The 12,305-nt window shown below is 68.0% G+C and carries 14 protein-coding genes; 7 read left to right on the top strand and 7 right to left on the bottom strand.

Features of this window, described 5'->3' with window-relative positions:
- Positions 1-41: 41 nt before the first annotated feature.
- The gene (locus I4484_RS00470) at positions 42-518 is read right to left on the bottom strand and encodes a DoxX family protein (RefSeq protein WP_197449122.1); all 477 of its coding nucleotides are present in this window, start codon (positions 516-518) and stop codon (positions 42-44) included.
- 161 nt (positions 519-679) lie between these two features.
- On the opposite strand from I4484_RS00470, the gene I4484_RS00465 reads away from it, so the two are divergent.
- The 3 genes from I4484_RS00465 (at position 680) to I4484_RS00455 (ending at position 4,249) form a co-directional block, all read left to right on the top strand.
- On the top strand, positions 680-1,600 hold the full coding sequence (locus tag I4484_RS00465) for a LysR family transcriptional regulator (protein WP_197449121.1): 921 nt from the start codon (positions 680-682) through the stop codon (positions 1,598-1,600).
- Positions 1,601-1,823: 223 nt separating this feature from the next.
- A complete protein-coding gene (locus I4484_RS00460; protein ID WP_197449120.1) occupies positions 1,824-3,044 on the top strand; it encodes a multidrug effflux MFS transporter in 1,221 nt (406 codons plus the stop codon).
- Positions 3,041-4,249 carry an MFS transporter gene (locus I4484_RS00455; protein ID WP_197449119.1) on the top strand — a complete coding sequence of 403 codons (1,209 nt, stop codon included), beginning with the start codon at positions 3,041-3,043 and terminating at the stop codon, positions 4,247-4,249. The genes I4484_RS00460 and I4484_RS00455 overlap by 4 nt, the downstream gene beginning before the upstream one ends.
- Here the strand turns inward: I4484_RS00455 and I4484_RS00450 are convergent.
- Positions 4,244-4,639: an STAS/SEC14 domain-containing protein gene (locus I4484_RS00450; RefSeq protein WP_197449118.1), complete on the bottom strand. Its 396-nt coding sequence runs from the start codon at positions 4,637-4,639 to the stop codon at positions 4,244-4,246. The genes I4484_RS00455 and I4484_RS00450 overlap by 6 nt on opposite strands.
- 88 nt (positions 4,640-4,727) lie before the next feature.
- Positions 4,728-4,892, bottom strand: coding sequence for a DUF1127 domain-containing protein (locus I4484_RS00445; RefSeq protein WP_197449117.1), 165 nt, complete (start codon positions 4,890-4,892; stop codon positions 4,728-4,730).
- 166 nt (positions 4,893-5,058) lie between these two features.
- Between I4484_RS00445 and I4484_RS00440 the strand changes: the two genes are divergently transcribed.
- Positions 5,059-6,489, top strand: a complete 1,431-nt coding sequence (locus I4484_RS00440; RefSeq protein ID WP_197449116.1) for a PLP-dependent aminotransferase family protein — start codon at positions 5,059-5,061, stop codon at positions 6,487-6,489.
- A gap of 1 nt (position 6,490) precedes the next feature.
- Here I4484_RS00440 and I4484_RS00435 read toward each other — a convergent pair whose 3' ends face one another.
- Entirely contained in the window at positions 6,491-7,387 is an 897-nt protein-coding gene (locus tag I4484_RS00435) for an alpha/beta fold hydrolase (protein WP_197449115.1), read from the bottom strand.
- 98 nt (positions 7,388-7,485) lie between these two features.
- Here I4484_RS00435 and I4484_RS00430 point away from each other — a divergent pair, with 98 nt between their 5' ends.
- Positions 7,486-7,839 (top strand): MerR family transcriptional regulator, encoded by a 354-nt coding sequence (locus tag I4484_RS00430; RefSeq protein WP_197449114.1) that lies wholly within the window; start codon positions 7,486-7,488, stop codon positions 7,837-7,839.
- 11 nt (positions 7,840-7,850) lie between these two features.
- On the opposite strand, the gene I4484_RS00425 is transcribed toward I4484_RS00430, so the two are convergent.
- The 3 genes from I4484_RS00425 to I4484_RS00415 form a co-directional block, all read right to left on the bottom strand.
- Positions 7,851-8,306 (bottom strand): hypothetical protein, encoded by a 456-nt coding sequence (locus tag I4484_RS00425; RefSeq protein ID WP_197449113.1) that lies wholly within the window; start codon positions 8,304-8,306, stop codon positions 7,851-7,853.
- Between the two features lie 101 nt (positions 8,307-8,407).
- The gene (locus I4484_RS00420; protein WP_197449112.1) at positions 8,408-8,614 is read right to left on the bottom strand and encodes a DUF2783 domain-containing protein; all 207 of its coding nucleotides are present in this window, start codon (positions 8,612-8,614) and stop codon (positions 8,408-8,410) included.
- Position 8,615: 1 nt separating this feature from the next.
- On the bottom strand, positions 8,616-10,295 hold the full coding sequence (locus tag I4484_RS00415) for an FAD-dependent monooxygenase (protein WP_197449111.1): 1,680 nt from the start codon (positions 10,293-10,295) through the stop codon (positions 8,616-8,618).
- 104 nt (positions 10,296-10,399) lie between these two features.
- Between I4484_RS00415 and I4484_RS00410 the strand changes: the two genes are divergently transcribed.
- Positions 10,400-11,182 carry a helix-turn-helix transcriptional regulator gene (locus I4484_RS00410; protein ID WP_197449110.1) on the top strand — a complete coding sequence of 261 codons (783 nt, stop codon included), beginning with the start codon at positions 10,400-10,402 and terminating at the stop codon, positions 11,180-11,182.
- Between the two features lie 193 nt (positions 11,183-11,375).
- On the top strand, positions 11,376-12,302 hold the full coding sequence (paaX, locus tag I4484_RS00405) for a phenylacetic acid degradation operon negative regulatory protein PaaX (RefSeq protein ID WP_197449109.1): 927 nt from the start codon (positions 11,376-11,378) through the stop codon (positions 12,300-12,302).
- Positions 12,303-12,305 lie beyond the last annotated feature (3 nt).

Below are 12,305 nucleotides of genomic sequence, written 5' to 3'. Positions count from 1 at the left end.
AGGAGCGAAGGGTCGATGACACTCGCGCGGCGATCCGCCGCTCACCGCCCGGTGGCGGCGCGCCGCTGGGCACCCACGAAGCGCTGTGCCAGCAGGCTGTCCAGTGCGAACCGTCCGCCGCCCTGAATGGCCAGGGCCAGGGTGGCGACGAACAGGGTCAGGGCGTATTCGTAGCCGTTGTTGGCCATGAACAGACCGTTGCCGATATGCACGGCGAAAATCGCCACCAGCATGGTAAAGGCCGATACCAGCGCCGCCGGGCGGGTCAGCAGGCCCAGCACCAGCGCCAGCCCGCCGAAGAACTCGGCGCCACCGGCCAGCAGCGCCATCAGATAGCCCGGCGCCAGGCCGATGCTCGCCAGCCACTGGCCGGTGCCTTCCAGGCCGTAGCCGCCGAACCAGCCGAACAGCTTCTGCGCGCCGTGGGCGGCCAGGATCAGCCCCACCGGGACCCGCAGGACCAGGGCGGCCACGCCACTGCGGGAGGAAAACAGGGCCTGGACGAATCGTGTGTTCATGATGGTTACCTCGAATCGGTTTCTGTGGTCGTGTCACGGGGCTCGCCCCGAGGGGATGACGCCACTTTACTATCGCCAAATAGCGAAACTAAGAGGGCATTCGTTGGATCATTAGCAACGTTACGTTGATAATGTAGGCATCCATTCTCTGTGAGGAACCGATGGATCGTATCGATGCCATGCGCGCCTTCGTCACGGTCGTCAGCGAAGGCAGCTTCACCCGTGCCGCCGAGCGGCTGGAGCTCTCCCCCCAGCTCGTCAGCAAGTACGTCTCGCAGCTCGAGCAGCGTCTGGGGGTGCGACTGCTCAACCGCACCACCCGCAAGAGCCACCTGACCGAGGCCGGCGCACGCCTCTACCCGCGCGCCCAGCAACTGCTCAACGACGTGGACGACATGGAGCATCAGCTTGGCGACCTGCAGACCCAGGCCCGGGGCCGGCTGCGTATCAGCGCCCCGGTCTCCTTCGCCATCCGCCACCTGGCCCCGTTGCTGAGCGACTTTCAGCGCGCCCATCCCGCCGTCGGCATCGACCTGCAGCTGAACGACCGCAAGGTCGACATCGTCGAGGAGGGATTCGACGTCGCCCTGCGCATCGGCCACCTGAAGAGTTCCTCGTTGATCGCCAAGCGGATCGCACCGATCCGCCTGGTGCTGTGCGCCTCACCCGAGTATCTGAAGCGGTACGGTACGCCCCGGTGCCCGGAAGACCTCGAGGCGCATCGCTACCTGCGCTACAGCTACATGGAGCAGGAGGCCGGTGAGTCGCTGCTGCGCTGGCTGCCGGGGCACGACCCGCAGCGCGGCGACCAGGTCAACAGCGACTTCATCAGCAACAATGGCGATGTACTGGTCGAAGCGGCCATCGCCGGTGGCGGCCTCGCCCTGCAGCCCACCTTCATCTCGGGTTCCGCGATCAAGGAAGGAAAACTGCAGGTCATCCTGGCGGAGCACGAGCCCGAGCCGATGTCGCTCTATGCGGTGTATGCCCATCGCCAACTGCTGGCGAGCAAGGTACGCTGCTTCGTCGACTTCCTTGACGGCTACTTCGGCGATCCCCCCCACTGGGATCGTTTCGACTAGCCGTCTGTCGGATTTGACCGATCGCCAAGCCGTTGCGGTCGAGGCCGCCCCCTTATATAGTTTCAAATGAAACGAAAAGGTCGGCTCCTGGCGCAGGATATCGCGAGCGATTTCGGCTACAATAAGCAGGCTAACGACTGGCGGGCACCGCAACCTCAGGCTCCACACCGAGCGGGGAAGCGGCGCCCGCCGATCGTTGTTTGCCACTTCAGGAGAATGCGACGTGCTGAGGCTGAAGTCCCCCGCCATGGTGATCACGCTGGCGGCGCTGACCGCGCTGGGTCCGCTGGCCACCGACATGTACCTGCCGGCGATGCCGGCGATGGCCGCGGCGCTCGACACCGGTCCCGACCAGATCCAGCTGACGCTGAGCCTGTACATGGCCGGCTTCGCCGTGGCCCAGCTGTTCTGCGGCCCGATCTCCGACCGCTTCGGGCGCAGGCCGGTGATGATCGCCGGCTTCGGCCTGTTCCTACTGGCCAGCCTGCTGTGCGCCTTCGCACCGAGCATCGAGTGGCTGCTGGCCGGGCGCTTCCTGCAGGCGCTGGGCGGCGCCGCCGGCCCGGTGCTGGGCCGTGCCGCGGTGCGCGACATCCATGGCCCCATCGAGGCCGGACGCGTGCTCTCCTACATGGCCAGCACCATGGCGCTCGCCCCCGCCCTGGCCCCCATCGTCGGCGCGGGGCTGCTGCTGTTCTTCGGCTGGGAATCGATCTTCGTGCTGTTGACGATCTACGCCGCGGCGATGCTGCTGGTGCTCGCCTTTCTCATGCCGGAACCGCTGGCGCGGGAGAATCGCCAGTCGGTGCATCCCGCCACCATCCTGCAGAATTACCGCATGCTGCTCGGTCAGCGTGCATTCATGGGCTATACGCTGGTCAACGCCAGCGGCTTCACCGGCCTGTTCGCGTTTCTCTCCGGCTCCTCCTTCGTGCTGATCGAGTTCATGGGCATGTCGCCCTTCGGCTATGGGATCGGCTTCACGTTGATCGTCGCCGGTTTCTTCAGCGGTACCCTGATCAGCGGGCGCTTCAGCCACCGCCTGGGCCGTGACCGACTGCTGCTGCTGGCCACCTCGATCTGCGCGCTGGCCGGTCTCACCATGGCCGGTCTGGCGGCGGCGGCGATCTACACGCCGTGGGCGGTGATCGGGCCGCACATCCTGTTTCTGGTCGGTTTCGGCATCGTCATGCCGCAGAGCATGTCCGGGGCACTGGCGCCGAACCCGCAGTGCGCCGGCTCGGCCTCCTCGCTGTTCGGCTTCCTGCAGATGACCCTCGCCGCCCTCGGCGGGGCGCTGGTCGGCCGCTTCCACGACGGCACCTCGCTGACCATGGCCGTCTCCATCGGCCTGGGCGGTGTACTCTCCCTGTTGGCCTATCTGCTGCTGGTGCGGCCTGCCAGTCAGGCGGCGGCCGCCGGCCAGGCAGGTTCGTCGCGATGAGCGGCAGCGCAGCGCCCCGCCTCGTCATCCTGCTGCTGGCATTGGCCGGCTTCGCCAGCATGGCCTCGATGCGCGTCACCGACGCCATGCTGCCGGCACTGTCGCAGGCCTTCGCCCGGCCGGTGGCCGATGTGGCGCAGAACATCACCCTGTTCGCCATCGCCTACGGCGTGATGCAGCTCGCCTACGGCCCGCTGGGCGACCGCCACGGCACCCTGCGGGTGATCGGCCTGGCCACCCTGGCCTGTGCCGTGGGCGCGCTGGGCTCGGCGCTGGCCGAGTCGCTGCCCATGTTGCTGCTGTTCCGCACCCTGAACGGCGCCACCGCCGCGGCGATCATCCCGCTCTCCATGGCCTGGGTGGGCGACAACGTGCCCTACGAGCGGCGCCAGGTCACCCTGGCTCACATGCTATCGGGCGCGGTATTGGGACTGATCTCGGGGCAGGTGGCGGGCGGTTTCCTGGCCGACACGCTGGGCTGGCAGGCGGCATTCATGCTGCTCACGCTGCTGTTCGTCGCCGCAGGCGGGCTGCTGCTCGAAGCCCTGCGGCGCCAGCCGGCCCTGTCGCCACCCAAGGCCGAGCAGGGCCGCATCGCCTTCTTCTCGCGCATTCGCGAGGTGCTGCTGATCGCCCGCGCCCGGCGCATCCTGGCACTGGTATTTCTCGAGGGGATCGCCGCCTTCGGCGCGCTGGCCTTCGTCGCCAGCCACCTCTACAACAGCCTGGAGGTCTCGTTGACCCAGGCGGGACTGATGGTGGCACTGTTCGGCGTGGGCGGGCTGATTTTCGCGGCCCTGGCGCGAACGCTGGTCGCCCGACTGGGAGAGCCGGGCCTGGCCGCGGGCGGCGGCGTGCTGATGGGGCTCGGCTTCGTCGGGCTGGCGCTATCCCCGCTGCCGGCCCTGGCCACCGCTGGCGCCTTCGCCGCCGGGCTGGGTTTCTACATGATGCACAGCACGCTGCAGATCAACGCCACTCAGATGGCCCCGACCATGCGCGGCACCGCCATGGCGGTGTTCGCCGGCTGCCTGTTCCTCGGTCAGTCGGTAGGCGTCAGCCTCGGCGGGCTGGTGCTACGCCTGGCCGACAGCGGCTGGCTGCTGGCCGGCGCCGGGCTGTGGCTGCTCGCGCTGGGGCTGGCCTTCGCCTGGCTGCTGCGCCAGTGGCACGGCGAGCGGGCCGCCGCTACCGCGCCTTCATAACCCGCCGTTGATCAGGTCGCGGCGAAAGCCGGCGACCCAGCGCATGGCCTCCTCCAGCTCACCGGCATGGAACAGGCGCGCTTCGGTATTGGGGAACAGCTTGGCGGCCAGCTTGGTGGTCGTCTCGATCCAGCGCTTGTCGGCGATCACCGCGGCACGCTTGAAGCGGTGATATTCGCCCAGCTTGCTCATGGCGTAGGCCAGGTCGCGCAGCAGGGCGCCGGCCGTCATGTGGTCGAAGTCGGTCATGTCGGCCAGCACGCCGATATGCTCGTTGTGCTCGAGCTTCGACTCGATGGCAGGGATCAGTACGTCGTAGTCCGCGCTGTGCAGCGTGCCCGAGATGCGAAACGCCGCCACGTATTCGGGGGCCGGTAGCGTCTCTATCATGGCTGGCTCCTCCTTGGCTGCCTGGTGGCTCGCCTCCTCCTTCTTAGGGCATCGCGCAGCGTCGGGGGTTCCCGTCACGCCCTGGACCTCAACGCCAGAACGGCTTGCGCACCTCACGCTCGACCGTGGCCCGGTCGAGCCCGATATCGGCCAGCAGATGGTCGTCGAGATGGCGCAGGTCGCAGCGGGTACGGTGGCGCCGTTGCCGGCTCCTGATCCAGCGGGACAGTTGAATGAAGCGTTCGAGAAACATGGCGGCGTCTCCTGTCGGTGGGTTCTGACAGGCTACGTGCGTGCAAAAAACCAATACAGATTCAATATAAAATTAGTTTTACGATACAGTTGGGGCTATTCTGGCTCTGTATCGTCCGCAATTTCCTCTTCTGTACCGTACGCAGGAACAGTTTGGCGACTCTGTCATGAAACGTTACGATCAGGTGGCACAGGCCCTGGCCCAGCGCATCGAGCAGGGGCAGTATCGCGTCGGCGACCGGCTACCCTCCGTGCGCGCGCTCTGCCGCGAGCTTGGCGTCAGTGTCTCCACGGCGCAGGAGGCCTACCGGCGACTCGAGGCGTCCGGCCTGGCCGAAGCCCGTCCCCGCTCGGGCTACTATGTGCTGCCGCGGCCGACCCCGAGCGTGCTACCGAAGGTGTCGCGCCCGGCCCAGCGCCCGCTCGACGTCTCCCAGTGGGACCAGGTACTGGAGCTGGTGGCGCGCGCTCCCGAGGAGGACCGCCTGCTGATGCTGGGGCGCGGCATTCCGGATCTCGCGGCCGCCAGCCTGCGCCCGCTGCAGAGCCAGCTGGCCACCCTGCACCGGCACGTGGCGGCTCATGGGCTCAACTACGACAGCCTGCCGGGCAGCCTCGAGCTGCGCCGCCAGATCGTGCGCCTGGCCGACAAGTCGGGCTGCCTGCTGCATCCCGACGACGTGCTCATCACCACCGGCTGCCAGGAGGCGCTGTCGCTGGCCCTGCGCACCCTGACCGAACCCGGCGACGTGGTGGCCGTGGATTCGCCGAGCTTCTACGGCACCATGCAGATCCTCAAGGCCCACAAGCTCAAGGCGCTGGAGATCCCCACCGACCCGCGCACGGGCATCAGCCTCGAAGCGCTGGAGCTGGCGCTCGAACAGTGGCCGATCAAGGCGATCCAGGTCACGCCCACCTGCAACAACCCGCTCGGCTACACCATGCCCGAGGCGCGCAAGCAGGCCCTGGTGGCACTGGCACAGCGCTTCGACGTGGCCATCGTCGAGGACGACATCTACGGCGACCTCGCCTTCGATACGCCCCGGCCGCGCACGCTCAAGAGCTTCGACGACGACGGCCGGGTGCTGCTGTGCAGCGCCTTCTCCAAGACGCTGGTGCCCGGGCTACGGGTGGGCTGGATGGCGCCGGGGCGCTACCGCGACCAGGCGCTGCACATGAAGTACGTCTCCACCGGCGCCTCGGCCACGCTGCCGCAGCTCGCCGTGGCCGAGTTCGTCCAGCACGGCCACTACGAACGCCACCTGCGCGAGATGGTGCGCCAGTACCGGCGGCATCGCGACATCATGATCGACTGGGTGCTGCGCTACTTCCCGCCCGGTACCGGGGTCAGCTATCCCCAGGGCGGCTTCCTGCTGTGGCTGGAGCTGCCGGGCGCCGTCGACTGCGTGCGCCTCAACGAGCAACTGATGGGCGAGGGGCTGCACATCACGCCGGGCTCGCTGTTCTCGGCCTCGGGCAAGTTTCGCCACTGCCTGCGCCTGAATTATGCCGCGGCGATGACGCCCGCCGTCGAAGCCGGCCTCAGGCGCGTCGGCGAGGCGGTGGCAGTGCTGCTGGAGCAGGAAGTGCCGGCCTGACTCACGGCCGCACGAACGTGTCCGTTGCCGCGGTTTGCGCCAGGCAGCCCTGCAGTGCCGGCAGCAGGTAACGCTGCCACAGCGCCTGCTCGTGCTCGGCGCGGAAGAAGCCGAAGTGGCCGATACGGGCCAGGCCCGCCTCCCGGGGTCGGATGCGCAGCAGGATGCGCGGCGCGTTGGCATAGAAACCGTGCAGCGACTCGGTGTTGCGCGCCGACATGAAGTCGTCGTCGCTGAAGGAGAGCGAGACCACCGGCGTACGCACGGCGGCGAAGCGTTCGCGCACGCCGGACTCCGCCCCCACCGCGTATTCCGGGTCGAGACACCAGCGCCGCCACTGCTCGACCACGCCGCGGGGCAGGTCGCCCACCATGTTGAGCCGCTGGCCGGGAAAATAGCCCAGCAGCGGCGTGAGCAGGGGCACGGCACCGAACCAGAACAGCCACACACGCCGCTTCAGCGCCGGTGCGTTCTCGCGCCAGTAGCCGCTGCCGCAGGCCACGGTAACGATGCGCTCGAGCCGCTCGTGCCCCGGCACCAGCGGCGGAATCTGCCCGCCCAGGCTGTGGCCGATCCAGTAGCGCGGCAGCCCCGGCGCCTGTCGCTCCAGCGCCTCGAGCACTGCCGACGCATCGAGCTGCGCCCAGTCCATGATAGTGGCAGGAAAGCCACTCAGCCGCGCCGGCCGCGACGCCCCCATGCCGCGATAGTCGAAGGTGGCCACGGCCATCCCTTGCCTCGCCAGCCACTGCGCCAGCGGGGCATAGAAGCGCTGGGGCACGCCCATGGCCGGGGCGATCAGCACCGCCGCCGTGGGATTTGCCGGGGTGACGAAACGCGCGGCAATGGCCACGCCGTCACCGGTCTCTACCTGGCGCTCCTCGAGCTTGGGTGCCATCTCGTTGCCTCCTCACCATGTCTCGTGATCGCCCCATGCGGGCACATCAAACCATGGTAAGGTGTGGAGCCAACTCCATAGTCAAGGCGTTTTTCCCCATGCGGATCGGTGAACTGGAGAAGGCCAGCGGGCTCGGCCGCGACACCATACGATTCTACGAGAAGCGCGGCGTGATCACGCCGCCGCTCAGGCGCGACAACGGCTATCGCGAGTACACGGAGCAGACCCTGGCGGAGCTGCGTTTCGTGCGCCGCGCCCGCGAGCTGGAGTTCAGCCTCGACGAGATCCGCGAGGCAATGCCGCGCTTCCGCCCCGAGCCCCCCTTCTGCGACGAGCTGGAAAGCCGACTGAGGGACAAGCGCGAGACGTTCCGCGCCCAGATTCGCGAGGCCGAGGCCAAGATCGCCATGATCGACGACCTGCTGACGCGGCTGGGCGCCGCTACTGTCTGAGCCAGGCAGGCTTACCGAATCGTTCCGTCGTCCTGCGAACGGGCCGCCAGCCCTTCGAGCGCCTCGGCGTTGGGACACATGGCCCGGCACGCTTGCGCAGGCGCATCCTGGCGCAGCGCCAGCCAGCAGGTCGCGACTTTCGAGCAGGCGCTGCACACGGTACGCAGGGCATGGATGGCCGGGTCGCGGCCGCAGGCAACCGGGTCGAGGCCGAAGCGCCGCATCATCACGGGCAGCAGGGTTTCGGCGGGAGCGAACTCCAGCTCCCTGTCGACCAGGCAGCGCGCGATGGCCTGTTCCAGCGAGGGGCTCATGGGATGGGCCAGGTCGTGGATCATCATGCTCAACGCCCTGGGCTCGCAGCAGCGCAGCTCGAGCAGCGCTCGCTCGCCTTCGAGATAGTCGCGCAGCGGCAGCGTGCCGCCCGACGGCGACCGCGTCTTGCCGGAGGGTCGAGGTGAACTCATCGAGGCATTCCTTTACAGCCCACCTTTGACGATAGCGCCCCTGCCGGATCTCGCCTTGACCACGCTCAAGTCGCGAGCACTTCCCGGCGGGGCCATCCCCGCTAGCCCGCGCCAGCCTCCTCCACACCGCGGCGCGCTTCCTCGATGGCGACCATCACCCGCTCGACGTCGCCGACGCGATGGGCCAGCGCCAGCGCCAGTTGGGCGAGGAACAGCCGTTCCTGATTCTCGGGGAGCGAGTCCAGGGTCTCGGCCAGCGTTTCGTAGACCCGCTCCAGTTCGGCGAAGGGCAGTGTGGTAGCGGTCATCTCATTTACCTCCCAAAGCGGTGACGAGGGCGGGTTCGAGGTCGGCGGGGGCGAGGCGCTTCCAGCGCGCCGCCACGTGGCGGTCGGGGCGCACCAGGTAGGCGCTGCCGGACTCGGCGCCATAGGCGGCGAACAGGCCACCGTCGCGATCCACCAGTGCGCCCTCTTCGCCCGGCTCGCGGGCCACGCGCAGCAGCTCGACGGCCTGGCCCCGAGCCTGCAACGCGGCCAACCGCTCGGCCAGTGCCGAATCAACATCGCCATTTCGACTGAAGTGCAGCAGGGTGAAGCCGCTGCCCAGATGATCGAGCAGGTAGTCGTCCTCGCCCAGCCGGCGGTTAGGCAGCGGCGCGCCGGGGATCGGCCCGGCCTCGAAATCGGCGTCGTCGGGCAGGGTCAGCCGGCTCTCGGCGTAGGTGTAGGGCGTGACCTGGCGTGGGTTGGCGAAGCCGCTGGCGTAGTCGTTGTCGAGCGCCAGCGTCAGGGCGGCGTCGCGCATCAGCCGGTAGCCCCGGCTCGGCGGCGTCATGAAGCGGGTGCTCTTGCCGGCATTGGCGAAGACGTCCAGCGTGGCGCCGCGCCGCTCGGGGCTGTAGCTGTCGAGCAGCCGCTCGGGCGCCCGCCCCTGGAGCACCCAGGCCAGCTTCCAGCCGGCGTTGGCGGCGTCGGCCAGGCCGTTGTTGAGGCCGCGCACGCCGAAGATCGGCACCAGGTGGGCGCTGTCGCCGATGAACAGCACGCGGCCGTGGCGATAGTCGTCCAGCGCCAGGGTGTGCGCCTTGTAGAGGCTCCACCACTCGAGCTCCCAGGCGTCGCCCTCGCCCAGTACCTCGCGCACGATCAGGCTCACCCGCTCGCGGATGCTGGCCTCCTCCACCGCTTGGTCCGGGTCTTCCTCGGGGCCGAGCTGGTAGTCGATGCGCCAGATGTCATCGGGCTGCTTGTGCACCAGGATAGTGGTACCGGGCAGGGCGTGGGAGTGAAAGAAGGCGCGCCGCTCGGTGGGAAAGTCGGAGCGCAGGCGAATGTCGGCGATCACGTAGCGGCCCTCGTAGGCCTCGCCGTGCAGGGCGAGGCCCAGTGCCTTGCGCGCCACGCTGCGGGCGCCGTCGGCGGCCAGCAGGTAGTCGCAGGCGAGGCGATAGTCGCCCTCGGGGGTACTCACCTCCAGGCTCACGCCGCTCGCATCCTGGCTCACGCCGGTCACCGCGCTCTGCCAGCGCAGCTCGACAGGCTCGCTCTCGGCGGCCTTGTCGATCAGGAACTTCTCGATGTACTGCTGCTGCAGGTTGATCATCGGCAGGAAGCGCTCCTGCTCGGAGTGGGGCATCTCGAAGCGGAAGATCTCGCGGTCGCGAAAGTAGGTGCGGCCCCGGGTCCAGCCCAGGCCCTTGGCCACGAAGGGGGCCTCGACGCCGAGCTGCTGCAGGATCTCCAGGCTGTGGCGGGAGAGGCAGATCGCCCGCGAGCCGTCATTGACGGTGGCCTTGTCGTCGAGCACTACCGACGCGATGCCGTGGCGCGCCAGCTCCAGCGCGGCGGTGACGCCCACCGGACCGGCACCGACGATGGCCACCCGATGACGCACCGCCCGACCCTCCAGCTCGGGGGGACGAACGAAGGGAAAGTGGGGATAATCGAAATAGAGCGAGTCGGTCTCGGCGCGTCCGGCGGGTCGCATGGGCGGCTCCTGTTGGCGTTGTATCTAGCGACAGACTACCCCGGGAGCGACCCGACCGGTGTCCCGCAAAAGCCGGGACAGCACGCGGCGAGAGGCAGCGACGAATGGAAACCAGCAACGAGCAAACCACCGACTGGCCGGGGCTGATGCCGGCCATGGCCGAGTGCGTGGCGCGGCTGGGCGAGGCGGGCTTCGACGAGGCGCTGCTGGCCCTGCTGCGCCAGGCGGTGGGCATCGAGCAGTGCATGGTGTTCGCCTTCGACGGTCGCGACGAGGTCGACTGCCTGCTGGCGGACAACCGGCGCGCGCCGCGCATGGCCGATCGCCTGGCGGAGCTCTACACCGGCGGCCTGTTCCGCCAGGACCCCAACTACCAGCGCCTGCGCCAGCTGATGGCTGACGAGGGCGAGCAGAGCGACGCCGAAATCACGCCGATGCAGGTTGACGCCATGCCGGAAGCCTATCGCAGCCACCTGTTCGCCTTCCCCGACCTGGTCGACAAGGTCTCGCTGACCCTGCCCGGCGAACAGAGCGTCTATTATCTCAACCTCTACCGTGGCAGTAAGGCCGGCCCCTTCGCGCCCCACGATCTGTCGCGGCTGGATGCCCTGGCGCCGCTGCTGGCCAGCTTGATGCGCCGCCACTACGCCCAGGCCAGGCCCGTCTCGTCGCAGCGGGCGAGCCCCGAGGAGGCGGCCATCCTCGCGCCGCTCTCCGAACGCGAGCGCCAGCTGTGCCTCTACCTGCTGCGCGGCCATACCCTCAAGACCGCCGCCGCCGAACTCGATATCGCCCTCTCCACTGCCGAAACCTACCGCAAGCGCGCCTACGCCAAGCTCGGCGTGCCCTCCAAGGCGCGGCTGGTGGCGCTGTGTCGGCGGCAATAGGGCGGCGCAGGGGAACGAAAAGCTCGAGAAGCGATACGTGAGCCGACCAGAAAGGCAGGCTGCACGGCTGTTTGAAGAAAGCTTGCTGGCCAGGGCCCGATGCTGAGGGTGCATGATGTGATACCCTACTTCCCGCCTGCCAGTACCGCCAGGTCACATACCGATTCAACATTTGCCAGGACCATGCTCACCCATGCCGTCTGCTACCGAATGCGTTGCCAGCCTGATCGATAATTTCCAGAGCCGCCGACCGCTGCGCTCCGGCTCTCTCATCATCACGCTTTATGGCGATGCCATCGTGCCCCGTGGCGGAACCGTGTGGCTGGGCAGCATCTCCCAGCTGCTGGAGCCCATCGGCATCAATGAGCGATTGGTGCGCACCTCGGTTTATCGTCTGACCCAGGAGACCTGGCTGCAGGGCGAGAAGGTCGGCCGGCGTAGCTACTACAGCCTGAGCGGCCCGGGACGGCGACGCTTCGAGCAGGCCTTCAAGCGGGTCTACCATGGCAACGGTGAGGCTTGGGACGGCGGCTGGACCCTGGTTTTCCTGGGCCAGCTGGATGCGGGCGAGCGCACCCGCACCCGGGAGGAGCTGGAATGGCAAGGCTTCGGCGCCTTCGCCAATGGGGTACTGGCGCACCCACGCAAGCCTCGCAGCGAGGCTCTCGGGCTGCTCCAGGAACTCGGCGTAGTGGAAGATGCCATCGTCCTGCGCAGCGAGGCTAGCGACCCTCTGGCGTCCAAGGCGCTGCGCCTGCAGGTACGCGAAAGCTGGAATCTCGACCAATTGGCGGAGAGCTACAATCGCTTTCTCGCCCAGTTCCGGCCGCTATGGAAGAGCCTCAGCGAAAGCCAGCCACTGGGCGACCAGGATGCTTTCATCGCTCGCACTCTCTTGATTCACGAGTATCGCAAGGTGCAGCTGCGCGACCCCCAGCTACCCGAGGAGCTGCTACCTACCGCCTGGGAAGGCCGCAACGCTCGCCAGCTGTGCCGCAACATTTATCGGGAGATTTACCAGGGCGCCGAGCGCTGGCTGGACCGCCACCTGGAAACCGCCGAGGGCCCACTGCCGGCCCCCGGTCACAGCTTCTATCAGCGCTTTGGCGGCCTGGAGTAGGCT

This window comes from Halomonas sp. SS10-MC5 (assembly GCF_015992245.1).
Taxonomy (GTDB): Bacteria; Pseudomonadota; Gammaproteobacteria; order Pseudomonadales; family Halomonadaceae; genus Halomonas; species Halomonas sulfidoxydans.
Note: the sequence above shows the minus strand (reverse complement) of the source record. Positions and strands in the feature narration are given on the sequence as shown.

Bases quoted from the DNA above. Each gene is read 5' to 3' on its own strand.
- paaX (WP_197449109.1), top strand. From the start codon at position 11,376: ATGCCGTCTGCTACCGAATGCGTTGCCAGCCTGATCGATAATTTCCAG.
- I4484_RS00420 (WP_197449112.1), bottom strand. From the start codon at position 8,614: ATGACCGCTACCACACTGCCCTTCGCCGAACTGGAGCGGGTCTACGAA.
- I4484_RS00435 (WP_197449115.1), bottom strand. From the start codon at position 7,387: ATGGCACCCAAGCTCGAGGAGCGCCAGGTAGAGACCGGTGACGGCGTG.
- I4484_RS00465 (WP_197449121.1), top strand. From the start codon at position 680: ATGGATCGTATCGATGCCATGCGCGCCTTCGTCACGGTCGTCAGCGAA.
- I4484_RS00445 (WP_197449117.1), bottom strand. From the start codon at position 4,892: ATGTTTCTCGAACGCTTCATTCAACTGTCCCGCTGGATCAGGAGCCGG.
- I4484_RS00455 (WP_197449119.1), top strand. From the start codon at position 3,041: ATGAGCGGCAGCGCAGCGCCCCGCCTCGTCATCCTGCTGCTGGCATTG.
- I4484_RS00410 (WP_197449110.1), top strand. From the start codon at position 10,400: ATGGAAACCAGCAACGAGCAAACCACCGACTGGCCGGGGCTGATGCCG.
- I4484_RS00470 (WP_197449122.1), bottom strand. From the start codon at position 518: ATGAACACACGATTCGTCCAGGCCCTGTTTTCCTCCCGCAGTGGCGTG.
- I4484_RS00450 (WP_197449118.1), bottom strand. From the start codon at position 4,639: ATGATAGAGACGCTACCGGCCCCCGAATACGTGGCGGCGTTTCGCATC.
- I4484_RS00425 (WP_197449113.1), bottom strand. From the start codon at position 8,306: ATGAGTTCACCTCGACCCTCCGGCAAGACGCGGTCGCCGTCGGGCGGC.
- I4484_RS00430 (WP_197449114.1), top strand. From the start codon at position 7,486: ATGCGGATCGGTGAACTGGAGAAGGCCAGCGGGCTCGGCCGCGACACC.
- I4484_RS00440 (WP_197449116.1), top strand. From the start codon at position 5,059: ATGAAACGTTACGATCAGGTGGCACAGGCCCTGGCCCAGCGCATCGAG.
- I4484_RS00415 (WP_197449111.1), bottom strand. From the start codon at position 10,295: ATGCGACCCGCCGGACGCGCCGAGACCGACTCGCTCTATTTCGATTAT.